At 72.1% G+C, this 24,870-nt stretch carries 18 protein-coding genes; 6 read left to right on the top strand and 12 right to left on the bottom strand.

Going from position 1 to position 24,870, the window contains the following annotated elements:
- Nucleotides 1-864 precede the first annotated feature (864 nt).
- The 7 genes from ACRX5W_RS19980 to ACRX5W_RS19950 all read right to left on the bottom strand — a co-directional run bounded on the left by ACRX5W_RS19980 (nt 865) and on the right by ACRX5W_RS19950 (nt 10,641).
- A complete protein-coding gene (locus ACRX5W_RS19980; protein WP_436789577.1) occupies nt 865-1,596 on the bottom strand; it encodes a DUF7873 family protein in 732 nt (243 codons plus the stop codon).
- Nucleotides 1,597-1,663: 67 nt separating this feature from the next.
- Nucleotides 1,664-4,051 carry a hypothetical protein gene (locus ACRX5W_RS19975; protein WP_436789576.1) on the bottom strand — a complete coding sequence of 796 codons (2,388 nt, stop codon included), beginning with the start codon at nt 4,049-4,051 and terminating at the stop codon, nt 1,664-1,666.
- Nucleotides 4,052-4,110: 59 nt separating this feature from the next.
- Entirely contained in the window at nt 4,111-4,767 is a 657-nt protein-coding gene (locus ACRX5W_RS19970; RefSeq protein WP_436789575.1) for a DedA family protein, read from the bottom strand.
- A gap of 106 nt (nt 4,768-4,873) precedes the next feature.
- Nucleotides 4,874-6,427: a hypothetical protein gene (locus tag ACRX5W_RS19965; RefSeq protein ID WP_436789574.1), complete on the bottom strand. Its 1,554-nt coding sequence runs from the start codon at nt 6,425-6,427 to the stop codon at nt 4,874-4,876.
- Between the two features lie 150 nt (nt 6,428-6,577).
- Nucleotides 6,578-8,866, bottom strand: coding sequence for a hypothetical protein (locus ACRX5W_RS19960; protein ID WP_436789573.1), 2,289 nt, complete (start codon nt 8,864-8,866; stop codon nt 6,578-6,580).
- A gap of 60 nt (nt 8,867-8,926) precedes the next feature.
- Nucleotides 8,927-9,607, bottom strand: coding sequence for a hypothetical protein (locus tag ACRX5W_RS19955; protein WP_436789572.1), 681 nt, complete (start codon nt 9,605-9,607; stop codon nt 8,927-8,929).
- Nucleotides 9,604-10,641 (bottom strand): NlpC/P60 family protein, encoded by a 1,038-nt coding sequence (locus ACRX5W_RS19950; protein WP_436789571.1) that lies wholly within the window; start codon nt 10,639-10,641, stop codon nt 9,604-9,606. Before ACRX5W_RS19950 ends, ACRX5W_RS19955 begins: the two co-directional genes overlap by 4 nt.
- Nucleotides 10,642-11,226: 585 nt before the next feature.
- Here ACRX5W_RS19950 and ACRX5W_RS19945 point away from each other — a divergent pair.
- From ACRX5W_RS19945 to ACRX5W_RS19930, 4 genes are all read left to right on the top strand, one after another.
- A complete protein-coding gene (locus ACRX5W_RS19945; protein ID WP_436789570.1) occupies nt 11,227-14,193 on the top strand; it encodes a hypothetical protein in 2,967 nt (988 codons plus the stop codon).
- A gap of 245 nt (nt 14,194-14,438) precedes the next feature.
- Nucleotides 14,439-15,050: a hypothetical protein gene (locus ACRX5W_RS19940; protein ID WP_436789569.1), complete on the top strand. Its 612-nt coding sequence runs from the start codon at nt 14,439-14,441 to the stop codon at nt 15,048-15,050.
- A 28-nt stretch (nt 15,051-15,078) separates the two neighbouring features.
- Nucleotides 15,079-15,504 carry a VOC family protein gene (locus ACRX5W_RS19935; RefSeq protein WP_436789568.1) on the top strand — a complete coding sequence of 142 codons (426 nt, stop codon included), beginning with the start codon at nt 15,079-15,081 and terminating at the stop codon, nt 15,502-15,504.
- Nucleotides 15,505-15,803: 299 nt separating this feature from the next.
- Nucleotides 15,804-16,466 (top strand): TMEM175 family protein, encoded by a 663-nt coding sequence (locus ACRX5W_RS19930; protein WP_436789567.1) that lies wholly within the window; start codon nt 15,804-15,806, stop codon nt 16,464-16,466.
- 4 nt (nt 16,467-16,470) lie between these two features.
- Here the strand turns inward: ACRX5W_RS19930 and ACRX5W_RS19925 are convergent, their stop codons facing one another.
- The 3 genes from ACRX5W_RS19925 to ACRX5W_RS19915 all read right to left on the bottom strand — a co-directional run bounded on the left by ACRX5W_RS19925 (nt 16,471) and on the right by ACRX5W_RS19915 (nt 19,936).
- Nucleotides 16,471-17,538, bottom strand: coding sequence for a cytochrome c oxidase assembly protein (locus ACRX5W_RS19925; RefSeq protein ID WP_436789625.1), 1,068 nt, complete (start codon nt 17,536-17,538; stop codon nt 16,471-16,473).
- A gap of 344 nt (nt 17,539-17,882) precedes the next feature.
- Complete coding sequence (locus ACRX5W_RS19920) at nt 17,883-19,571, bottom strand: solute symporter family protein (protein ID WP_436789566.1); 1,689 nt, start codon at nt 19,569-19,571, stop codon at nt 17,883-17,885.
- Entirely contained in the window at nt 19,568-19,936 is a 369-nt protein-coding gene (locus ACRX5W_RS19915) for a DUF485 domain-containing protein (protein WP_436789565.1), read from the bottom strand. The genes ACRX5W_RS19920 and ACRX5W_RS19915 overlap by 4 nt, the downstream gene beginning before the upstream one ends.
- 235 nt (nt 19,937-20,171) lie before the next feature.
- Between ACRX5W_RS19915 and ACRX5W_RS19910 the strand changes: the two genes are divergently transcribed.
- Nucleotides 20,172-20,816 carry a VOC family protein gene (locus tag ACRX5W_RS19910; RefSeq protein WP_436789564.1) on the top strand — a complete coding sequence of 215 codons (645 nt, stop codon included), beginning with the start codon at nt 20,172-20,174 and terminating at the stop codon, nt 20,814-20,816.
- A gap of 15 nt (nt 20,817-20,831) precedes the next feature.
- On the opposite strand, the gene lnt is transcribed toward ACRX5W_RS19910, so the two are convergent.
- Nucleotides 20,832-22,601 (bottom strand): apolipoprotein N-acyltransferase, encoded by a 1,770-nt coding sequence (gene lnt / locus ACRX5W_RS19905; protein WP_436789563.1) that lies wholly within the window; start codon nt 22,599-22,601, stop codon nt 20,832-20,834.
- A 554-nt stretch (nt 22,602-23,155) separates the two neighbouring features.
- On the opposite strand from lnt, the gene ACRX5W_RS19900 reads away from it, so the two are divergent.
- Complete coding sequence (locus ACRX5W_RS19900) at nt 23,156-24,187, top strand: terpene synthase family protein (RefSeq protein WP_436789562.1); 1,032 nt, start codon at nt 23,156-23,158, stop codon at nt 24,185-24,187.
- A 91-nt stretch (nt 24,188-24,278) separates the two neighbouring features.
- On the opposite strand, the gene ACRX5W_RS19895 is transcribed toward ACRX5W_RS19900, so the two are convergent.
- Nucleotides 24,279-24,752, bottom strand: a complete 474-nt coding sequence (locus ACRX5W_RS19895) for a hypothetical protein (RefSeq protein WP_436789561.1) — start codon at nt 24,750-24,752, stop codon at nt 24,279-24,281.
- Nucleotides 24,753-24,870: the final 118 nt, after the last annotated feature.

The raw sequence follows: 24,870 nt of genomic DNA, 5'->3' as shown, positions 1-24,870 counted from the left end.
GGGGCGGGCCGGTGCCCGCCCCGCCGCGTTTCGTTCAGCGGAACTCCACCACCGTGGTGGGGTGTCCGGTCGCCGAGGTGTGCGCGCGCCCGGCGACGGCCGCCGCGTGCGCTGTGCGGTACCGCTGACGGTCTCGTCCCCGATTGGCAGAACAGGACGAATGCTGGCACTTCCAGCCCCAGGTACTCACGCGGGCACCTCCGTGTGCGTCGAACGGTGTACCTCGCCCTCGTACGGACCACAAGACGGACGAGGAGGAGGCAACACGCTCAACCCGCACGGGAGTCCCAAGGTGGCGGTCCGCGGCGACATCGGGATGGAACGCACACCGAATCAAGACCGAACCGAGAAGTTTGCGACCGATCCGTGGCGAACCGCGGCCGGGACATCGCTCTTTGCGTACGCGTGATTACTCTAAGCGCTCTTACGAAAGCGCACTTCGCCCGCGTGTCCGCACGTGGTGAAGCCCGGGGGCCTATCCCGCCCCCGGGCCCCGGCTTGCCACCCAGATGCTGTTCCCGACACGTTCACGGGTACGGGTCATGCTGAAGTCGTCGTGTCTTCCCTTTGGACCATCCCCGCACGAGAGAGCGGGGAACGGGAGTCGAACCCGCATCCGACGATGATCGCCCGTACCCGGTGGACCCGGGAACCGGTGGCGCATACTCAAGCTGCGGCAAGACGTTGAAGTTGACCGCGGCTGCCTCTACCACTTGGGCCACCCCGGCGAGTGTGCCGGGGGAGGGACTCGAACCCCCACCGGACCGCGTTTCACGACGAGTCTCAGATTGAGTTTCTGCGCCGGCCTGCCCACATCGGGGCGGCCGGCATCCTTCCGGCCCGCGCCGGAAGGAGATTCGGAGACTACCCGAGCAGGTAGTCGAACACCACGGCGCCCACGGTGCGGTCGGTCACCTCGGCGCTGTTGGCCTCTTCCCGCGCGAACTTCACCGCGTTCTGCAACTTCTCGATGCGGTCGAGGAGTTCGTTGATGCGCCGGGCCGGCAGCGCGCCCGAGAACTTCACGGTCGTCCAATAACCGACCGCGACGTCCTCGAAGTACATCTCGACCTGCGCCGGGTGCTCGGCGGTCGCCTCGGCCTTGACGTGGTTGCGCGGCACCTTCTTCGTCCGCACGGTCCGCACCGGCTCGGTCCGCCAGGCGTCCGTCGACGGGTCCTGCGTCCACGACTCGGCGCTGTCGAGCACCGGCAGCTTGCGCACGAACGCGTGCAGGTCGACCAACTGTTTCTCCAGGAACAGGAGATACGTCACCGGCACGTCGCGCAGCAGCGGCGTCCCCGCCACGACGACGTCCGCCCGCGCGTCGCAGTTGGCCCAGTCCTTGGTCGCCGTCACGTCGAACAGCCTCGTCAGCGTCGCCGCGGTCGTACGCAGCACGTCCTCGGCCTTGACCTGCACCCGCGTGCTCTCGGGCGGCAGTTGCTCGCCGTCCTCGTCCTTGGGCTGGTAGGTCCGGGAGATGCCGGACAGCAGGGTCGGCTTCTGGAGGTCCTGGCCGGCCGCGGTCAGTTCCTGCGCCGACTTGGACTTGACGCCCTTCTCCACCGCGATGATCTGATTCAGCTTCGTCACACCGCAACCCTAGGGGCGTGGCGACAATCCGACCTACCTATTTTCGTCCGGCCGTCATCCACAGGGGTCATGCCACCGCGGAGCGGGCCGTGGCCAGCAACTCGGGCAGGGTTCCGGCGAAATCGGCGAACAGACGGACGGCGACGGCCCACGCCTCGACGTCGTCGCCCAGCAGCTCGGCGGTCAACGCCCGCGCCTCCGCGCACGGTTCGTCGGTGACGTCCTCCCACGGAACGCGCGGATCGTGCGCCACCAGCGAGAGCCACGCCGACGGCCGCGTCACGTGCCGCAGCATCTCCTCCGGCGTCAGAACGCCCTCGCGCAGAAGCCATTGGCGCCAGTCCGCTTCGTACGGCGTCCCGTGCTCGTCGAGCCCCGCGTATGCGGCCACCGCGGCCAGGCCGAACTCGCGCGGGCAGCCGGGCTGTCGGACCAGCAGCGCGATCATCCCGGCCGGCAGCCGTCCGTCCCGTGCCGCCTCGGCCAGTTCGGGCCACGGCAACGGCATGCCCTCCTGCAGGCCGCGGCGCAGCAGTTCCTCGGGGTCGGCCGCCTTCTTCGCGAGGTACGCCACCACCCTGTCCGGGGCGTCCTCGGCGGCCAACCTCGCACGCAGGCGGTCCAGGCCGTCCGGGGCGTCGAGCAGCGCGGACACGGTCTTCACCGTCCGCGCGGTCAGCCGCCGGGGGTCCAGCAACGGGCGTACGGCGCCGGGTCCGTGGTGTTCCCAGACGGCGGTGAGCAGGCGCAGCCGGCCGCCTTCCGTGCCGAGCCGCAACCGCGACACGATGACCTCCGCGACACCCGGATCCCCGCCCGACAGCCCCGCGGTCACCCGCGCCCGGTAATGCCCGAGGTTGATCTCCCGCAACACGTCGAGGACTTCGTCGCCGACCCGCCGACGACCGCCGGCCCGAAGGACGCCCGACAATATGCGCACCCGCTCGTCGTCGCCGAGCCGCGCGTGGGCGAACAGCATCGCGTCCACCGCCGGTTCGTCGTGGTCCAGCAGCCACTGCACTTCGGCGTCGGTCAGCCGGTAGGAAGCGGCGTACGCGGCCAGGGCCGCCGTACCGTGCGCCGCCACGACCGCGTCCCGCACGGCGTCCGAAACGGTGTGGAAGACCAGCAGGTGCTGTGCCGCACGGACGTCCAGGCAAGGCGCCAGCGCAATCGCCACAGCGTCCGGCATGGCGCACACCAGGCGGAGGAAGACCGCGCGGGTGTTCTCCGGCTCGGTCGCGGGGAACACCGCGTCCAGCGGGCGCGGCCACCTTTCGGTCGGCTTCGCCGCGCACACATCGCGGACGAGTTCCCTGGCGGTCCCCTGGAAACGGGGCAGCCGGGCGTACAGCGTGAGCCACCTCCCGGGATCGTCGCCGAGAGGCGCGAACAGTTCCCCGAGCGCGTCCGCGACGGACGGCGTGTCCGGCAGCGAGGCAAGCACGCGGGAAGCCGGCCTCACCTCCGCGAAGACAAGGTCGGTGGTCACCGACCCCTGCGCGAGCCCGCGCTCCAGACCCTGCGCGAACGCGCGCGGCCACCGGTCGAGCACCCGGTCGTCGAGCATGTCCGAGGTGATGCGCGCCGCGCTCGCGGTCACCGAGGACGGATCCTCGCGGAACGCGGCCTTCACCAGGTCGGCCGGGCAGTCGTCCCAACCGGTGAGCCAGGCGAGGCCGATGTCGGAGAAGGGTGCCCGCTCGTGCTCCGTGCGTATCAGCTCCCAGTCCAGCGGCGGCTTCGGAGCATCAACGGGCGGAAGGCGCCGAGCCACCCGCAATTGCACGAACGCCCGTACCGCCTCCGGGTCCATCCACTCCTCGGGAGGCCGCCGGTCCGCGAGGTGGGCCGACGGCGACGGCGCGTCGGCGGCCTGAAGCAGCATCGCGGCCAACCCCGGGTGGCCGAGATCCTCCTTGGCCAAGGCACGCAGATCCGAGGGCGTCCCGCGGTCGGCCACCGCGACGCACAGGTCGACGGCGACCGCGAAGGGGACCTTCGCGCACGAGTCGGCGGCGGCCGTGTACACAAGGGCCGCGAACGGCGACGTCGCGGCGGCGACCGGGTCCGCGTGCAGTGCGCGGCGCATCTGCTCGACGAGCCCGTCGCCGGCGTACCAGCCGTCGTCCAGTTGGTCGGCGATGTTCGCGAGCACCGCGTCGACAACGGCGGGATCGAGGTCGTTCCGCCGCCGGTAGAGGTCCGCGGCGGTCGCCGGATCGCCCAGGCGCGCGGCCCGGAGCAGCAGGTCCGTGGCGTGCTTCCCGCGCGGCCCCCCGGTGAAGTAGCCGACGACGTCGAACTCGCCGTCCGCGAGGATCCTCGCCACCGTGTCGGGGCGAAGTTCGGCGTACTCGGCAAGCGTCCGCACGACCTCGGCGGGGAACCGCCGCACCAGGGCGGCGGCCACATCCGGCCAGGCGAGGCGCAGGGCGGTGGCAAGTTCAAGCACGGCGGACATCCTCGGCGTGTGTCACTGCGGAACGGAACCGACCCGATCTTGACACAGCGTCAGGACACCCGGTTCCGGGAGTCTTCGGACTCCCGGTGCGCCTGCGCCCGCTTCCTCTTGCGGCGGGCGGACACCACCCGCCGCACGATCTCGACCAGCACCGTGATGATCCCGGCGGCGATCAGGCCCGCGAGAATGCCCTTGAGGGGTTCCTCCTTGAACGCCGCGCCGCCCCAATACCCGAGCATGGTCGAGTACGTGGCCCACAACAGGCCGCCCATCGCGGTGAACCGCCGGAACTTCGGCCACGGGTACCGGACCAGACCCGCGGTCACCGAGACCGCCGTACGCCCGCCCGGCACGAAGCGCCCGACGATGATCATCACCCCGCCCCAGTCGGCCAGCCACCTCTCAGCCTGCGCCCGAGCCTTCCTGCCGCGCTCGCCGGACAGCAGCCGCCGGGTGGCGAACGGCTCGGCCCACCGCCCGATCGCGTACGCCGTGTTGTCCCCCGCGAACGCCCCGAGGGCGCCCAGCGCGATCAACAGGAACAGGTTCGGCGTTCCGTCCACCGTCGCGAAGACGCCGCAGGTGATGAGGGCCGTCTCGCTCGGCACGATCGGGACCAGCACGTCGAGGAAAGCCATCACGCTGACCAGCAGATACGACCACGCGGAGTCCGCGAACTTCAGGAGCGGGTCGAACCAGGATTCCACGACGGCTGCCTCCCACGGACCGGTCGGACGGATCCCCCGCTGCTACCCGTGAACCCGCACGTTGAGGCATGGAACCCACGCCACGGCAGCCGGCCCGCACGGAGTCTCAGTCCGGGCGGCGCGTCGTGGGGGTCCGGGGGGCCGGCGGATCGGCGGTGTGCGGGATGCTGGGGGCCGACGATGTCGCAGGCCCCGAATTGCCCTCCAGCCAGCGAGGCGACTGCAGCGCGGGGCCGCCGCCGGAAGACGACGGCGCGTCCCGCCCGTGTGCGGAGACGCCGGACGTGACCCCGCCCGCGACGGAGGAACCGGACGACGGCGCGCCGGTCGACGCAGTCGCCGTCGCCGTACCGCCGCTCGTCGCACGGCCGGCGTGCACACCCATGCCCGCCTTGACGTACGACGCGGTGCCCCCGGTCAGGGCGGACTTCGTGCCGGCCGTCATCTCCATGCGACCCGCGCGGAGCGACGCGACATCGTCGCCGAGGGCGGGAATGAACCGGTAGACCATGACGGACGCGAAGATGGCCAGGAACATGATCGCCAACCCGGTCAGCACCGCGGCGAGCTTGTCGTCGGATTCGGCACCGCTGGACGCCGCCATCGCCAGGCCCAGGACGATCACGATGATCGGCTTCGCCAGAAGTATCGCGACCATCATCCCGGCCCAGCGGCGCACGTGGCCCCACAGGTCGCGGTTGACGATGCCGGCGTAGACCACCGTGCCGAGGATGGCGCCCACGTACAACAGCGCGGCCCGGACCAGGAGTTCGATCCACAGGATCATCGCGGCGAGGATCGCGAACATCGACACGAAGATCAGCGTCACCGGCCCCCCGCCCAGGCTCTGCGGGTCCAGTCCCTCCGAGAACCCCGCGAGGAACTGGTCGGTGTCCTGCTTCGTTCCGCTGGCGATCGCCGCGGTGATCGAGTCCACGACGGACACGGACAAGTGCAGCACAGCGGGCGTGAACGCCGACGCCATGACGGCCAGCCACAAGTAGCCCACCGCCTCACCGAGCGCCGTGCCCAAGGGCACCCCGCGCACCGCCCGCTTGGTGACGGCGACCATCCACACGATCAGGGTGAGGAACGCGGACGCCGCGAAGACCACCGCGTACTGCTTGATGAAGCCGGGGTTGGTGAAGTCGACGCTGGTGGTGGCGTTGATGGCGACGGCGAGCTTGGTGATGAACCACACGGCCGCCTCGGCGGTCGCCTGAGCGATGGCGCCGAGGGGGTCGGTCGCGAAGTTGAGGGGACCGGTGCCGCCACCTGAGAGGCATTCCTCCTTGGCCGGGCTGGGCAACGCGTCGCATGAGGAACCGCCCCCCGTGCCACCGCTCCCCGAAGGCGTCGGAGTCGGTGTCGCGCTGCCGCCCGGTGTCGGCGATGTCGGAGGAGTCGTGGGCGGAGGAGTAGGCCCCGGCGCGGCCGGGGCGCGTACCCGGCTGAGCGGCTCCGCGGCGGGGTTGGCGGCCCCGGGAGCGGCCGCGGGGGACGCGAAGGCCTGCCCGCAGCCGAGCACGAGTGCCGCGACCGCGCCCAGCAGCACCAGCAGGGCCCGGACCGACGCACCCCGACGCGCCACCGCCTTCACCGCCGTGCGCCGCTGTGGCACAACGGCCCGAAGGATTCGGGCGTCCGGACTTACGGTCATGCGAACTCCTGCGTGGGTGTGGTGCCTGGTGGTCGTGGCGGGCAGTGCCCCGGCACAAGTCCGACTATGCCGGTGCGGTGGACGGTAGCGGCGGTGCGTGGTCGTCAGGAACGGGCAGCGGTACGGCAGTTGGCGCAGTGCGTGCCGTGTCTACGGCGTCCCGCCGGGTGCGGGCGTCGCGGCCGGCGGTCCGGTCGCATCCGTGCCCGGCGTCCCTGGTGACGGATCCTTCCTCGGCGAACTCCCTTCGGGGTTCAGTGCGTACAAGGTCGGTGCGGTCGAGTCCCTGGTGTCGAGGATGAGGATGAGGTCCCCGGTGGGCCCGCCCCACGGGAGGGGCACACCTTGGCCGAGGGGGATGGCCGGTCGGGTCGGGTCGGTGGCGTCGATGGCCAGTGCGGTCCGCGGGTCGTCGGTGTTGTGTCCGTACAGGAGGTTGCCCCAACCAATCACCGGACCGAACCCCGAACGAACATGAGCTTTCCGAGCGTCAAGATCGAACACCAGTGCACCGAGCGCCGCGACGTGTCCGTCGGCGCCCCACACCCATGCGGTTTTCTCCATCTGTTCGCGTGGCACGTCGGTGCTGATCTGCGGTTGTCCGGTCGCCGCGTCGTGCAGGACCGCGGTGACCGCGGCGTCGTTCGGCCCGGTCCACAGCACCGCGACCGTGTTGTGGCCCGCCGCAGCCATCCGGACGACCGCCGCATCCCGACGCGGCGGTACGGGCCGAACCTCGACCGCGTCCTGCCCGGGCCGGACGTTCCACCACCGCCCGGCCGGGTCCACCGCGATCACGGTCTCCCCGTCCGCTCCCATCGCCGTGGCGCCGGGCGGCATGCGGACCTCGCTCATGCGGCCGTCGCGGATGACGAAAACCTGCGGGTCGGCGACCACGAGCGGCGAACGTCCCCCATGGACCACGGTCGCCGACGCGGGCACGTCCAGCGTCGTGGGTTCCGCCGAGCCGTCGGCCGGTGCGTACACGAGGCGGTCCCCGCAGTGCGCGAGCACGGACGCGACGCCGTCCACATCGGTGACCTTGATGCCGCGGTACTCCCCCGGCGGCAGCGCGAACGTGCGGAGGACACGACCGGTCGCGGGGTCGAGCAGCGCGACCTTGCGCTCCGGGGTGACGACCGCCACGGCCTCGGTGGTCGCCGCGATGGGGGCGGCCCCTTCGGCCGGTGCGGTGACCCGCACGGTCCACGCGGCGGTGCGCGACCACCCCTCGGGCGCCGCGGCGGGGAAGACCGCCTCACCGCCCCGGGCGGCGCTGCGGGGCGGGTCCGTCGGGGGCGGCGAATCGTTGTCGTCGTCGCCGCGGTTCACCAAGGCGAGCACGATGAACGCCCCCACCAACACGGCGAAGACCACCGTCGCGACGACGAGGCGCCGGAACAGCGGCGGACGACGCAACTGCCCGTCCCACGGATCCTCGTCGCCGCGCCTGCCGCCGAACCGGCCGCTTCCCGGGCTCTCCCGGACGGTGGTTTCGCCGTCCTCGCCTGCCCGCCACGGGGTGACGGACAGGCGGGGTTCGTCCTGCTCGGCGTACGCGGCGGCCGGGAACGGGTCCGGTTCCGTGTCGGGGTCCGATTCCGTGTCGGGGTCGGGCACTGCGGCGGTGTCCCAGCGGAACGCGGTCTGCGGTTCCGGTCCGGCGGGCGGCTCCGGCGGAATCGGGGGCACCTGCCGACCGACCTCCGGACCGCTCCTGGGCGGGGGCGGCGCAAACTGCCCCCACGGCTCCCCGACCGGCGGGGGCAGGGCGTCGTCGGCCGACGCGGTGCCAGGGCACGACGGGGCCGGTGGTGTCGGTGACGCCACCCCGAACAGCCCGGTAGCAGACGGCGGTTCACCCGGTAGGTCGTCGACGGCCGACGGGGTCGTCGCCGCCGCTCCGCCGAACGACGTGCCCGGCGCGTCGGATCCCGGCGCGTGCGCAGGCGCGGTCCACGGGGGGCGCGCGACGTCCGCGGGCGGCGGCAACACCCGGAACGGTTCCGGCTCCGGGGCCGGGCGCGGGGGGCGCGCGATGACGGGCGGCTGCGGGGGCACGCGAGTCGGCTCCGGCGGCGGCTGGACGGCCGGGGCCGGACTCGCCCAGGGGGGAGGCCCGGCCGATGGCTCCTCGGGCGCCACGCGGACGCGTGCGCCCTCGTCCGCGACCGCGCCGCCACCGGTCACACCCCGATCTGCCGCCGATGCCGGGCCGTCGGCCGGGGCGTCCGCCGCACGCCCCGCCTCGCCGGCCTTGCCGGTCCCGTCGCCGCCATCGGCTTCGTCATCCAACAGCCAAGCCGGGGTCGGAATTTCGTCCACCGGTCCGCCCTGGGGCCATACACCGGACCGCGCGTCCGCACCCGCCGCACCCGCCGCGCCGGTCTCCGCCGGCGGCTCGCCGTTCCCGTCACGGCCCCGCGTTCCGCCGGCCATGCCGCCGTCCCCTTCCCCGTCCTGCCGGCCGTTCATCCGGCGTCACAACCCCGACGCCGCTCACGACGGACTCACCCGCATGTCCGACACCCGCCACGGTTCCGACGCCGTCGCCCGCTCCAGGACGACGTACGCCACCTCAGTGATCGGATCGCCACGCCAACCGTCGCGGCCCACAGGTGTGTACGTCACCAGCCACTGCCGGAAAGCCGACGTCGCCGTATCCGAAGGGGCCGCCTCGGTCCCCGGCCGCAACGTCGTCTCGGTGTACGCCCGGTGCTCGCGCCACGTCGCCCACAGCAGCCCCGGGGCGGACCGGCTCAGGTGCTCGCGCTGCGTCGCGGCGTACTTCCCCGTCATCCAGGGCGCCGCACGCAACACAGCGTCCTGCGTCGTGGTGTCGGTCGTCGTGTCGTACGTGTACATCACCGTCAGCGCCGCGCGCGACACCTGCCCCGCGTCCTTCTGCGACGCCGTGTCCAGACTCGGCAGCGGCAGTGTCGGCGTTGCGGTGCCGCGGGGAAGGGGTTCCGCAGGCGGCATGGAGGCGGGCGCGGAGAACGACGTGCCCGCGCTCGCCGTGTCGGGCGTGTCGTTGCCCGCGTTGGAGGAGTCGACCGGTGAACCGATCAGCCCGCAGCCGCCGAACATCGCGGCGATCACGATCAGCGCGATGAACCCCACCAACGCCACGGTGCCGCGCAGCCCTTGGGCCCGCATCTGCGGACCGCTCCCGCTCATCCGTACCTCCGGACCGACCAGTTCGCATCGGCGTATTCGGACAGCGGCGAGACCTTGATCACGTCTCCGGTCCTGGGGGCGTGCACCATCTGCTGGTTGCCGATGTAGATGCCGATGTGGCTGAAGTCGCCGTTGCGCTTGGGGTCGAAGCCGATGATGTCGCCCGGCTGCATCTGCGCGAAATCGCTGGGGATGGCCTGCCCCACCGTCACCTGCGCCTGTGACACGCGCGGCGGGGTGATCTTGCCGCCCGACGCCTGGTAGACCGCGTACAACACCAGCCCCGAGCAATCGAATCCGATGATGCCTCTGCCTTGGGCAAAACCCTCCGTTGGGCCGTCGACGCTGCCGCCGCCCCACGAGTACGGCAGGCCCCGCTGGTTCATGGCGAACGTCACGACCGCGGCTCCGAACGGGGTACCGGCCGCGACCGCGGGGGTGATGACCTGGTACTTGTCCATGAGCTTGCGGATGTTGCGCACATAGTTCTGGGTTTCGTTGTACGGCGGGACACCGCCGTACTTCTCCACCGCACCCGGCCCGGCGTTGTACGCGGCCAGCGTCAGGTCCTGGATGTCTCCCCGGGCACGCCCGGCATCGAGCAGGACGCGCATCTCGCCGGCCAGGTGGCAGTCGTAGCGCCCAGCGGACAGGATGGCGTCCACCCCGTTGGTGACCTCGGCCTTTCCGTCACCGTCACCGTCCGTCCCCCAGGTCGCCCATGTCGGATCGATGAACTGGGCAACTCCCTTGGCGTGCGCGTGGCTTTGTACGTCCGAGCGCCAGCCGGACTCCTGCTCCATCTGCGCGGCGAGCATCGTCGGCGTGACCTCCGGGCACAGCGCCCCCGCCCGCAGGATCACTTCGCGGTATTGGGCCGGAACGTTCCCCGACATGTACACGCCGTTGGCGGCCAGGCTCGCCGGCTGACCCGCCGGCAGTCCGCCCGCGAGTGCCGCGATCACCAACAGCCCTGCCACCAGCAGGAGAAACGGCAGTACCAGGAAGCCCGCGATCGCCTTGCCGGGTTTCACACCGCACCCGCGCAGTCCGGCGCGCGACCGCGCGCCCGGCGTACCGCAGACCAAGTCCCGTTCCCGCGCTGCCGGAACGCGTGCCGTGTCGCCCGATCGGCCGACCGGGGAACGTCGCCCCGGCGCCCGTCCTCGCCGCCACGCACGTCTCGCCAGCCTTGAACTCTCCCGCGCACGTGCCTACCTTCGCATGCGCGCGCGCTCACGCTGTGTGGGCATGCCGAACGAGCCCTGGTACCCGGCCGTCCGACGACCGTCGCCGCCTGCCGCATGGTGCCCCCGATCCCCCGGCGGTCCGGACTGGGCGGTGCCCGGCTCACCGATATGCGTCCCACCGATATCCGGTTCCGCCATCCTGCCCCGACGCCACCCCCGTGTGTCCAGCCGCACCCCGACTCCGCCGAAGTCGCGCATATGCGGGAGCGACTAGGGCATTGTCCCTTCTATCCGGCCAACTCGCAGGCGTTACCGTACGGTTGGAACCAGACCGCGTCGCCCGTCGTTGGTCCGGGCATACCGGGTGCATCGGGGCGTGCGGTAGGTTCCCGCTGCTGGCCGGAATCGCGTCACCGCGCGGGGGTGGGCATGACGGAATACACGGGGTACGGGACGTACCCGGCGAACCAGCCACACGAGACGGGGGAAGGTCTCCGAGGATTCGTCCTGTTGGTCGCCGGGGTGACCCAGAACCGGCGCAAGAACCGAGCGTTGGAGGATTCCGAGGCAGCGCTCGCCGGGTGGGTCGGGCTGCCGCCGCAGATCCTCATTCCCGGTGCGCCCGCCGACGTCGTCCAACTTCCCAACGGTTCGGGGCCGCAGACCGTACGCGGCTACCTCGAACGCGCGTCGGCCAGCCCCGGACCGGTCCTGGTGTGCCTCACCGGCCACCTGATGCCCGACCGCCGCGGCGAACTGCACGTCACCCTGCGCGCGTCGTCGCCGGGCAGCGTGCGCTACGACGGACTCCCCTGGGCGTGGCTCGTCGAGACGCTGCGGGCCCGCGATCCGCGGCAGACCCTGGTGATCGCCGACCTGACGGCCTCCGACCAACTGCGCGCAGAAGTCTCGGTGACTCCCGCCCGGCTCACCGAACGGCTCCCGCTGTGGGCGGTGTTGACCCGGCAGCCGTCACACGACGAGCGGGCCCACGCGTTCACGCGCGCGCTGACCGCCGCCGCGCGGCGCGGCTTCGCGGGCTGCCCTGCCCTGGTCGACGCGGCGACGCTGCATCCCGTGGTCGCCGCCGGCACGCAGCTCCCGGACGGGAGCGTGCAGATCGTGCCGCCTCCCGAGAGCGCACTGAAACTGGCCAATCCGCTGCCCGCAACAGCCGTGCCGCAGCAGGCCATTGCCGTGTACAACAGCGGCCTGCCGCCCGTTGCGCCCACATCGCCGCCGGTGTCCGCGGCTTCCCCACCGCAGGCGTTCGGCATATCCGGCCATGCCACGGGTCTGGAACCGGCCGCGCACACGGCTCCGAAGACCCCTCCGGTCCCGAAGCCCGCGCCGCTGTCCGAGGTGCGTGCCGACGAGGCCGAATTGGGCGCTCACGACTACCGGGAAGGCGTCGGAGAGCTCCGCGACGCGGTCGCCGCGGGTGACTTCGACCACGCCCTCGACCTGGCGCGCCGCATCACCCGCGAGATGGAGACACTCGACGGCCTCGGCCCCGAACACCCCGACACCCTCGACGCGTTGGAGACCTGGGCCTGGCTGACCGCACGCGCCGGGCTCACCGACGAGGCGGTGTCGCTGTACACCGAGACAGCGCAGCGCAGCGCCCGCATCCACGGTCCCGGGCACGCCGTGACCCGTGCCGCCGCCGACGCGGCCCACGCGCTGTGGCTCATGCTGCCGAACGTCGCGCGGGCCCGCGAACTGGGCCCGGCCGTCATGGCGTTGCGCAGCCTGGTCCTCGGTCAGGGAGCCTCCGCCCGCGAGCCTGCGGCGGCATATGCCGCCGCACTGTCGGCACCGCCCCAAGGCGTCGGTCTGCTCGCGGCCCCGGGCGGCCGACAGCAAACCGTGGACGATGCCGCACTTGACGCGCCGGCGCCGGTTGCGCCCGCCCCCGATGTGTCTCCCCCCGAGGTTCCGAGCCGCACTTCAGGAGTCGGCACGGCCCCTGCCGCTCCGACCGCCGTCCTGACCACGCCCATTCCCCCGGCCCCGCGCCCCGCCCCCGACCCGCCGGCCGAGTTCCCTCCCCCGGCCGACCCGCCGGTGTACGTCGTGCCTCCGCTCGACGAACCCGCTCACACGCCCCCCGCCCCACCGCAGTCGCCGTCGCCCGACCCGCGCGGCGCGGACGACGAACCCCTGCCTCCGCCGCCGGAGTTGCGCGAGGCCTTGGCCGAGGTCGCGGCAATCGCCGCGGCAGGACGCCATGAGGAGGCGCTGGGTGCCGCGGACGCCGTGATCGACGCCCTCGCGGAGGATCTGGGACGCGATCACCCGAACACATTGAACGTCCGGGAGATCCGCGCCTACCTGACCGCCGAGGCCGGCCGGTTGGCGGAGGCGGTGACCGCGTATCTCGACATCGCCGAAGTACGCCTGGCGGCACGCGGTCCGGACCATGCGGACACGATCTCCGCGGTCGACAACGCGCATGTGCTGTGGCTTCGCCTGGAGGACGACGACGCGCCGACGATCGCGACCGGCCGACGGCTGGTGGCGGTACGCGAGCACGTCCCCGGCCCGGGCCGCCGGGCTCTCGACGTGGCCAGGGCACGACTGGCCCGCCTGACGACCGCTCAACCGGCGGCCCCGGCACGCGAGGACACCGCGGGCGCCGCACCGGCACACCCTCCCGAGTCTCCGCAGCCCCCGGCCCCGGCCGCGCCGACCGGCGCCGCCCAACCCGACCCTGCGCCTGCGGGAAACGGCCCGACGGCACCAGTGTTCCCGCCGCCGCCGGCCGCGACAGCGCAGGCCGCCGAGACAGCACATGTCGACGCGACGCCGCAGGCCCAGGCGATGCCGCAAACCGAGGCGACACCGTCCCCGGAGCCACCGCCCGCTGATCCGGCGCCCGTGAACGGCCGTTCCCCCGCTGCCGGCCGGCCGACGTCCGCAGCGTCGACGACGTCGGGCGGCCCTGTCGCCGACGTCCCGCCCGACGAGGTCCGCGCGTACCTCAAGGCGATCAAGGCGGCGTCCGCAAGCGACAACCACGTGGCGGCGCTCACCCTCGCCGAGGAATTGGCGCGCGGTGTCGAGGCGCGTCACGGGCCGGCGCACCCGTACACCCTCAACGCCTACGAGGTCCGCGCGCATCTCACCGCCTCCGCCGGGCTGTTCGCGACGGCGGCACGGCAATACACGGCGCTCGCACACCGGTTGGCGGAGGCTGCCCACCCGGACGACCCGGGCGCGCGCTCCGCCGCGGATGCCGCGCAGGCCCTCTGGCTGCGGCTCGGGCGCACCGAGGCGGCCCGCAGCCTCGCGCCGGGGATCGTGGATCTGCGGCGCCGGGTACCGGGCCCGGACGACTCCGCACTCGCCGCCGCGTACGACCACCTCGGCGTGCTGACCGCCGGAGACCCGTGAGCGCCCGCCGGTTCACCGGGCACGGCAAAGTGCTCGGCCCCCGGTGAATCGTTCCTCCGGCAGGCCTCACCGGCGTTAGCACGAAGATCACTTGAGGCAACCGCAATGTCACGCAGTGTGGCGAACCCGCAGGGGAAATTCACTGGATCGGGTGAGCGCGAGTTCGCGCAGCGTGAACGTGCCTCCGTTGTCGGTCGCGGCGGGCATTCTGGAGCAAGAACGGCCACAACAGGCGGGAGACTCCCATGCCGGACACTTTGGTCGAGCGCTACCGATGGGCGGAGGTCGACGGCCTCGTCGCCCTCACCATCAGCGTCATCGCCGGTCGCTCCGAGGAGGAGGCCGTCGCCGCGTTCGGCGGCACCCGCGCCCCGCGCCGCATCATGACGTTCCGTCAGATAGGCGACCTGCTGGCCATCCCCGAAGCCGGCTCGTTCCACCCCATGCTGATCGTCCGCGCCGGCTCCTGCATCGTGACCATGGAGAACACCGGGTACCACGGCAGCATCCCGGAGATCGCGCGCCGCGCGTCGGCGGGCGGCGGGCGGTTCTTCAGCGCCTACTGGGACATGCACGGCGACCGCCAGGTCATGTACGCCGAAGACGGCCGCGTACGCGCGTTGTTCGATCCGGTCGGCGGCAACCGGACGCCTGCCGGGTCGACGGTGCCGCTGCCACGTTGGGCGGAGGGCGTCCGCCCGGAGCCGGCGGCCCCGGGCGCGTCCTGCCTCGCGTTGATGGAACACGCGATGCGCGTTCGCATCGACCGGAACTGGATGCGCCAACCATTGAGCGCGGTGATCCTCCCCGATCCGGCTACGATGTTCGACGACCCCGAGGCCGCCTGGCGGCCGTGAACCAATGGCCCGGTGAGGACGTGGTGGCGTGCAGGGGACCATCGACCACATCGTGATCTGGGTGGACGACCAACTGCGCGCGCTCGATTTCTACGAGCGCGTCGTGGGTTTCGAAGGCGTCCGCGCCGAGGAGTTCCGGGACGGCACGGCGCCCTTCCCCAGTGTGCGTGTGTCGCCGCATTCGCTCATCGACCTGATGGCCCGGGCCGACGCGTCGGCCGTGGACGAGAGTTTCCACACCGCGGGCGCGTCCGGCCACCGGGTCAACCACGTGTGCGTCGCGCTCGCCCGCTCCGACTTCGACGCGCTGCGCGGGCGCGTCGAAGCCGAAGGCGGCGACACGTCCGCCAGGCTGGAACACTCGTTCGGCGCCCAGGGTTTCGCGCCGCACACGTTCTACTTCCAGGACCCGGACGGCAACGTCATCGAGGCCCGCTACTACGACGAGGCCTGAACCACCCGCCCGTTCGGGTGGCCGGTTCCCGCGCGGACCGAGGCTGGGGCGCGATCCGATTCCGGAGTGTGTCGTCCCACCTCTCTTGTCGTGGCCGGCGGCCACACCCGTGGGCCCTCCCGGCAGGGCACAGGCCGCCCACAGCTCGGGCTGGGATCGGCTCGGGTGGGATGCCGGGCACGGCGGCACGGGTGTGCGACAACGCGAGGCGCGGTGCGGTTGCGGTGCCGGGCGTTGGGAGTGCGCCGGCTCCGGCGTGTGCTCCCGGCAAGGGTTTCGCCACGGCCTAAGGTCGGCCCATGGCGCAGCAAACCGGGCACGGCGACCAGCACAGGCCGGATCGCCTGGTCGCCCTCTCCGACGGAGTGTTCGCGATCGCCATGACGCTGCTGGTGCTCGACATCTCCGTGCCGCAGGGACTCGACTCCGCCGCGTACGGCGAGGAGCTCGGCGATCTGCCGCCCAAGCTCTACGCCTACGCGCTGAGTTTCCTCATCATCGGGATCTTCTGGCTCGACCACGGGCGCGTCCTGAGAGGTCTGCGGTCGGTCGACCGGCCGCTGGTCGCCGTCACGTTGCTCGGGCTCGGCCTCGTCGCACTGCTGCCGTTCCCGACCTCGCTGATCTCGGAGTACGCCGACGAGCCGGCGTCGGTCGCGTTCTACGCGGCGAACATCGCCGCGATGGACCTGACCCAGATCGGCATCCTGGTCGTGCGGGCCCGGCGGCCGTGGCTCAACGCCGATCCCATGCCGCCCGCGCTGGTCGGTGCGACGGTGGCCGATCTCGCGGCCAGTGTCGTGGTGTTCGCGGCGTCGATCCCCCTCGCGTGGTTGTGGGGTGCCAACGCCATGTTGGCGTGGCTCCTGCTCGTACCGCTCAAGACGATGACCGGCCGGCGCCGCTCCGCCGCCGTGCGCGAGGCGGAGGCGGACGCGGCGGACCCGGCCGAGCCCCGCTGACCGGCTACCTCGGCGGAACTACGGCGTTGCTCCCGGGAGCCGGTGCCTCGGCAGGCGCAGCGCCGGCGGACGCGGCCACGCCGGGCGCCGCCGCGGAACCCTCCGGCGGGGTCTTCGAAGGCGAGCCCGCAGGCCGCCCTTGCGCCAACCGGCCGAGGTAGGCGTTGTACGCGTCGAGTTCCGCGTCGCCGTCCCGGTCGGCCGCGCGGTCCTTGCGGCGGGCCAGGCGTTCCTCGGAGTTCATCCACTGCGAGAAGATCACCAGCAGCACGATCACCGTGGGCACCTCGCCGAACGCCCACGCGATGCCGCCGCCCATCTGCTGGTCGGCCAGGACGTCCGTGCCCCACGAGGCGGGCGGCGCCGCGAACGAGTCGACGATCAGCGACGACGACATCATGACGGCCACGCCGAAGAACGCGTGAAACGGCATCCCGGCGAAGAGCTCCAGCATCTTCATGACGTAACCGTGTTTGCGCGGCGCGGGATCGATGCCCATGATCGGCCAGAAGAACAGCAGCCCCACCGCGAGGAAGTGCACCGTCATCCAGCGGTGCCCCCACATGCTGCCCATCGCCAGGTCGAACAACGGCGTGAAGTAGAGCACGTACAGGCTGGCGATGAACAGCGGCAGCGTGACCGCGGGCGACGACATGACCGCGGCGAAGCGGCTGTGCAGCACGGTGAGCAGGATCTCGCGCGGGCCGCGGCCCGGCGTGCCGTCCTTGCGCTTGCCGGCCGGGCGCAGGGCCCTCAGGGCGAGGGTGATCGGGGCGCCGAGCAGCAGCAGGATGGGCGACAGCATGCTGAGAATCATGTGCTGGACCATGTGCACGCTGAACAGCGCGTTTCCGTAGACCGCGAGCCCGGTCGAGGTCGCGAGGAGAATCGACGCGACGCCGGCGAGCCAGGCGATGGTCCGGCCGATCGGCCACCGGTCGCCGCGTCGTTGCAGCTTCCGGACACCGGCCGCGTACGCGAGTACCGCGACAATCGAACCGGCCACGAACAGCGGCTCCGGATACCAGCCGAACATCCGCTTCAGGCTCGGCTCGCCGAGTCCGGACGCCATGTGCGCCATGCCGCTCAGCGCGTCGCCCGCGTGGGCGCCGTCGTGCAGGTCCTGCGTGTCGTCGCCGACCATCAGCGCGCCGAGGAAGAGCGCGATTCCGAAGGCCGCCAGCGCGACGGCCCGGAACGCGCCCGGGCCCGGTGTGCGAGGTGTTGGAGCCATGGCATCCACTGTGACGTACCGCGCGCGGCGTGCCGTCACCGGGTCGGGGCGAGGGGTGGTGGTCGTGACCGCATCGGTGGTATAGGGCGCGGCCGGTGCCTGCCGTGTGACGTCCACCCCATGTGCCGTTGTCGGGCTGCCCGGCACGGCAGGGGGCCGGTTTGCCGGACAGCCCGTCGGGGTCAGTGCGCGCCGACGCCGGTCAGCGCGCGCACCTCCAGTTCGTCGAAGGCGGTGTCGTCCTCGGGGGTGCGCCGCCGACCGGTCAGCAGCGTCCCCGCCGCCGCGCACGCGAAGCCGACCGGGATCGACACGAGGCCGGGGTTCTCCAGCGGGATCGGTGCGGCAGCCGTGCACGAGACCAGCGCCGTCGGGTTGCCGACCTCGCGACTGCCGGCCGGTACGCCGCACTTGTCGGCCTGGGCGGCGCTGAGTGTGACGGCCGGTTTCGTGGAACTGGCTCCGCCCCACACGATGGGCGACAGTCCGACCATGACGACCGCCGAGATCAGGCCGCCGAAGACTCCCGCGACGGCGCCGGCTTTGGTGAAGCGCCGCCAGAACAGGGAAAAGAGGATCGCCGGAAGGTTCGCCGACGCGGCGATCGCAAACGCCAGGGCGACCAGGAAGGCCACGTTGAGCTCACGGGCGAACACCGACAGCGCGATGGCGACGGCGCCGATGACGACGGCCGCGACACGGGCGACCCTGACCTCCTCGGCGTCGGTGGTGCGACCGCGGCGAAGGACGCCTGCGTACAGATCGTGTGCGAAGGACGACGACGACGCGAGCGTGAGGCCCGCGACGACCGCCAGGATCGTGGCGAACGCGACGGCCGCGATGAAGGCGAGCATGACCGCGCCCCCGGTGCTGCCCGGGCCGCCGCCCAGGAACTCGGCGAGGCGGGTCGCGGCGGTGTTGCCCGAGGGGTCCGCCGCCTTGATCGTCTTGCTGCCGACCAGGGCCGCCGCGCCGAATCCGATGACGAGGGTCATCAGGTAGAAGGACCCGATGATGGCGATCGCCCAGTTGACCGATTTCCGCGCGGCTTTGGCGTCGGGGACGGTGTAGAAGCGCACGAGGATGTGCGGCAGCGCCGCGGTGCCGAGGACGAGCGCGATGCCGAGGCTGATCATGTCGAGCTTCGACCAGCCGTCGGTCGCGCCGTATTTCAGGCCGGGTTGGAGGAACCCGTCACCGCGTCCGGACTGGTCGGCGGCCGCGCCGAGCAGTCCGGCGAGCGAGAAGTCGAACTTCGCGAGCACCCATACGGTCATGACGCACGCGCCGATCATCAGCAGCACGGCCTTGACGATCTGCACCCAGGTGGTGCCCTTCATGCCGCCGACCGTGACGTAGAAGATCATCAGCGCCCCGACGGCGACGATCGTCCAGATCCGCGACGCGTCGGACGAGACCCCGAGGAGCAGGGAGACCACGGACGCCGCGCCGACCATCTGGGCGAGCAGGTAGAAGATCGACACGACGATCGTCGAGATGCCCGCGGCGACGCGCACCTGTGGGGACCGCAGGCGTTCGGCGATCGCGTCGGCCATGGTGAACCGGCCGCTGTTGCGCAGGGGTTCGGCGACCAGGAGCAGCGCGACGATCCACGCGACGAGGAAGCCGATCGAGTAGAGGAAGCCGTCGTACCCGGACAGCGCGAGGATGCCGGCGATGCCGAGGAACGAGGCGGCGGACATGTAGTCGCCGCCGATCGCGACGCCGTTCTGCAGCGGGGAGAAGGCACGGCCGCCCGCGTAGAAGTCGGCGGCGCTGCGTGTGCGGCGGCCCGCGACGATCGTGATGGCCAGCGTCGCGGCGATGAATACCGTGAACAACGCGATGGTCAGGGTCTTGTGATCACTCATACCGGCACCCCGCTCCGCTCGGCGTCGGCCGCGCGGAGGGCGGCGGCCGGCGGGTCGAGGCGGCGGGCCGCGTAGCGGGCGTAGAGCCATGCGCTGAGGAACGTCGCGGCGAACTGGCCGAGGCCGAAGACGAGCGCCACGTTGATGTGGTCGGCGAGTTCCCGGGCCATGAAGCCGCGGGCGTACGCACACAGCAGCACGTACAGCAGGTACCAGGCGAGGAAGATCCCGGTGAGCGGGAACGCGAACCATCGGAAGCGGAGCCGGAGTTCCCGGAAGCGGGGGTCGTCGTGCAGCGCCGCGGCCGAACCTGCGGACAGCGGTTCGGGCGCGCCGGCCTCGGTGGCGCTCGTGGTTGCGGTCATCCGCGCCTCGTCACGGACGCGCGGGCAAGGGAATCGGTCATACGGTGCTCCCGAAAGGCAGGGTTGCTCATGGACGCAACGGATGCGGTGGCGGCTGTTTCCAACCGGACGGATCAACGAGCGCGGGCGCCGATGAACACGGTGGCCTGCCTGCGGCGCGTGGCCGCGTTGCGTCCTTGGAGGGAACGGCGGAGCTGCGCGGTTGGCGCCAATCGGCACGGGCAGTAGCGGCGGCATGCGACTCGACCACGTCTCCTACGCCGTCTCCCCCGAGGAGTTCGTCTCGACCGTCGGGCGGCTCGGCTCCATGCTCGGCGCGCCCTTCGAGGACGGCGGCGTGCACCCGCGCTTCGGCACCCGCAACTTCGTCCTGCCGCTCGCCGGCGGCACGTATCTGGAGGTGGTCACGCCGCTCGACCACCCCGCCGCCGACCGAGCGCCGTTCGGCCGGGCCGTCAAGAAGCGTGCGGATCTGGGCGGCGGGTGGCTCGGCTGGGTGGCGCGGGTCGACGACATCGAGCCGGTCGAGGAGCGGCTGGGCCGGTCGGCGGTCGAGGGTCACCGCGTTCGGCCCGACCGGCACGATCTGCGGTGGCGTCAGATCGGTGTGCTGGACCTGATCGACGACCCGCAGCTTCCGTACATCATCCAGTGGCGGGACATGGCCGAGCACCCGTCGGCGGGCACGCGCACGGCGGTCCGCATCCGCAAGCTGGCGATCGCCGGGAGCCCCGCGACGGTCTCGGCGTGGCTGGGTGAGCCGGAGAACCATCCGCTGGACGACGTCGACGTCGACTGGACGCCGCCCGACGACGACGTCGACGCGGGGTTGCAGGCGGTGTTCTTCGAGACGGCCGAGGGAGTCGTGCGGGTCGACTGACCCGCCGCAGGATCGTCAGCCGGCGTCGCGGCGGCGTCGGACACGGGCCGCCGCGCGCGTCCAGTCGACGCCGCTGAGCACCGCATATGCGGCGATCAGGCAAACCGCCAGCTCGGGCCAGTAGCCGACCCGGTCGGCGAGGGTCGTGCCGTCGCGCAGCGGGACCGTCTCGACGAGGACTCCGGGTTCCCACAGCCCGGTTTCGGCCATGATCGAACCGTCCGGGGCGACCACCGCGCTGATCCCGACCGTCGAGACGACGAAGGTCGCGCGGTCGTGCTCGACGGCACGGATGCGGGCCATGTCGAGCTGCTGTTCGCTCTGCCCGAAGCTGATGCCGCGCTCGTACGTGGCGTTGTTGGTCTGCACGACCATCAGGTTCGCTCCGGGCGTGACGGTGCTGCGCACGTTGCCGTCGTAGCCGACCTCGTAGCAGATGGTGTCGGCGAGCACTATGGAGCCGGTGCGGAAGAGGACCGGCTCGTCCGGGCCGGGGGCGAAGTCGCGCGGGATGAGCTGGAGGTCGCCGAGGCCGCCGAACACGTCGCGCATCGGGATGTACTCGCCGAACGGCACGAGGTGGCGCTTGGCGTACCACTCGCCGGGGCCGGGATTCGCGTCGGTCGGCGGGCGCCACATGAGGCCCGCGTTGTACGGCCGGTCGTCCGGGCCGCCGTCGAGGATCGCACCCACGAGGATCGGCGCGCCGATGTCGCGGACGGCCTGGTCCACGAGGGCGCCCAGGTACGGATCGGTGCGCGGGTCGTCGTCGGTGGCGTTCTCCGGCCACAGCACGAGTTCAGGCCGGTCGACCCGGCCCGCGCGGACGTCGGCGGCGAGCTGCTGCGTGGCCTTGACGTGGTTCTCGGTGACGTTGCGGACGCGGGCCTGCTCCTCCAGGTTGCGGGCGCGCGGCACGTTGCCCTGCACGGCGGCGACGGTCACCTCCTGCCCGCCGCCGCTGCGGGCCGGCAGGAGCAGCGGCCCGGCCGCGACCACGGCCAGCGACGCGGCCAGGCCGATGACCGCGGGCCTGCGGCGCCCGCGCCCGGCGAGCACCAGCCAGGCGAGGGTGACGGGGACGAGTACGACGACCAGGCTGAGTCCCGGCGCCCCGGCGACGGTGACCCAGCCGAGTGCGGGTGAGTCGGCCTGGCTGAACGCGAGCCGGCCCCACGGGAACCCGCCGAGCGGCTGGCGTCCGCGGATCGCCTCCACCGCGATCCACCACGCGGCCACCCACACCGGCCAGGCCCTCCGGCGCAGCAGTGCCGGGACGGGCATGGTCAGCAGTCCGAACAGGGCGGACTCGGCGAGGGTGAGGGCGATCCAGGGCAGCCAGCCGAGGTTGCCGAGCCACAGCACGAGCGGCGCGAAGAGGGCGACGCCGAACACGAAGCCGTAGCGGAAAGCCTGGTTGGCCCGCCGCCCCTGCAACGCGACGATCAGCATTCCCGGGCCGATGAACGCGAGCGGCCACAGGTCGACGGGCTCGAACGACGCGAACAGCACCAGCCCGCCGAGCGCAGCGAGCAGCAGGCCCCAATGCCCGGGAACAAGGGGTTCCCCCGGCACGTCGCGGCGCATGCGGCCGAGCAGCCGGCCGCGCAGCCGGGCCGGAACGTCTCCGGAGTCGGCCGGCGCGTCCGGGGAAACGGTCAGCCCGGGTCCGGCCCCGGGCCGGGACGTGTCGGGGCCGGCACCGGCCACCTCGCGGGCGTCCGCCGTCGCATCGTCGCCGTTCACCACGGCGGCATCCGTCTTGCGGACACCCTCAGTGCTCATCGCGTCATCTCATCACACGCTCGGATCAAGGCTCCAGTGTGCCGGTGCGGCGACCGGAACGGCGCCGGCTCCCCCGCACGCGGCCGAACCCACCCGCACGACCGCGGCCTTGCGGCCGGCCTCACCGACTTCGGCCGCGTGGCCGGCGTATCGCGAGTACGCGTGCGATCTTGGGCCTGCGCCACGCGCGACACGCGGCCGGAGCGACGAGAACCGGACGATTCTCCCGGCGGCGACACCTGCCGACCATCTCGCCTGTTGCCCCACGAGCGCCTCGGGCCCCGGTGGTCGCCGGCCCGTCCGCCGGCCCCACGACCTGCGAAGACGCCCGTCCGATCGGTTTGCGCAGCGTAGCCCTGACCGCAACTGGCCGAAACTGCTTGGGAATTACCGTTCCGGTCACAGTGGGGAAACCCCGGGCAATTCCTCCCGCCCGGAACCTTGCGGGCCGTTTCCCCCCGGGGTACAGGTGGGTCGAGTCGTGGGAACGATCGTTCGGCGGCTCGGGTGGGAGCCGGGGCACCGGTCGTCGGCTGAGTCGAACGGAGACTTCAATGCCACAGTCTGTTCACTTCACCATTCCATTCCCCTCCCGGATCAGTCCCGATTTGGACCGCGCCAGGGAGCGCAACCTCGACTGGACGTGGGACCACCGGCTCGTACGCGGTGCGGCGGGCCTACGCGAGTACGCCTCGTGGGACCTGGCGCAGGCCGCCGCGCGGACGTACCCGGACGCGGTCGGCGACGACCTTGACATGCTGGTCAACTGGTTCGGCTTCGCTTTCCTCTTCGACGACCAGTTCGACGCTTCGGGCGACCGCCCGGCCCAGGTGTCGGCGGTGGCGAGGGAGATGATCGCGATTCCGTTCCGCCCCGTCGGCACGCCTCCGGACATCGTCTGCCCAGTGACGCTCGCCTGGGTGGAGATCTGGCCGCAGATGTGCGCGGGCATGTCCGAGACGTGGCAGAACCGGTTCGCGAGCAACTGGGCGCGGTTCATGGCCGCGGCGGTCTGCGAGATCCACTTGGCGACGAACCGCGAGGTGATCGACGTCGACGGCTACGCAGCACTGCGCCAGCACACCGTCGGCCTCCAGCACTCACTCGACGCCGTCGAGCGCATAGGCGGCTTCGAGGTGCCGCCGCAGGTGCAGGCCCACACGGTGATGCGCCGGCTGCGGCAGGCCACGACCGACTGCATCGCGTACATGAACGACGTGCACTCGCTCGACCGCGAGGAGTCTCGGGGCGACCAGCACAACCTGGTGACCGTGCTGCAACGCCACCTGCGCTGCTCGCGTTCGGCGGCGCTGGACGAGGCGATCCGCATGACGTACGAACTGCTCGACGAGGTCGTGGAGTTGCACCGGCGCGTCCCGGCGATGTGTGACGAGTTGCAACTGACCGACCGGGAAAGGGAGTCGGTCGCTCGCGCGGTGGAGGGCACCGGCAACTGGATCCGCGGCAACTACGAGTGGGGGCTGAACAGCGGGCGGTACGCCGTCGGCGGGGCGGCCGTCCTGACGGGTCCGGCGCCGTACCTGGAGACGCTGAACGACCTGGAGTCTCTGCCTCAGGCCGGCTGACCGGAACGTTGCGGTCCGACCGCTCGCGGCCGGCCCGGAAGCCCGGGCAAAGGGGCGTTCCCGGGGCGGCGCCGGCGAGCGGCCGGCCCGGTCACCCGACGGACCGGCCCGGTGCCCGGCGGCCTCCGGCACGCGCGGTGGCGCATGCGGCGATGCCGACCAGGGCCAGTGCCGCGGCGACCCGACGCGACGCCTCGGGGGTGCGGCGTGTCGCGTGCGCGGTCAGGCGTCCGCGGGTGGACCGCCACGACAGCACCGACCAGCGCGACTGTGCGGACAGTGCGGAGCCGACGCTGAGCCAGGAACCGACCGACAGCGCGGACAGCGCGGAGCCGATCGACGCGACGGAGGCGGCCGACCCGATCGAACCGATGGAGAGCACCGAGCCGTCCGACGCGATCGACAGGACGGAGCCGCGCGACCACAGGGACAGGAGTGAGCGGTCGGATCCGATGGACCACTTGGAGGCACCGCAGGAACCGGCGCGGGAGGCGTCGCAGCAGGTGGCGGCGGTCACGGCATCCCTCATGGTGGCGGCGGGCGCGGCGGGGTGTGCGGTAGGCATGCGGGACATGGTGCCGCATCGCGTCCGTGCACGCCGCGGTCGCGGCGCCCGCGGGACACGGCAAGGCCCCCGCGCCGGTGACGACGACGCGGGGGCCGTACGGCCGGTCGACCGGCCC

The organism is Yinghuangia sp. YIM S10712 (genome assembly GCF_051388935.1).
Taxonomy (GTDB): Bacteria; Actinomycetota; Actinomycetes; order Streptomycetales; family Streptomycetaceae; genus Yinghuangia.
The sequence above is the reverse complement of the archived record's forward strand: the minus strand, read 5'-3'. Positions and strand labels throughout refer to the sequence as shown.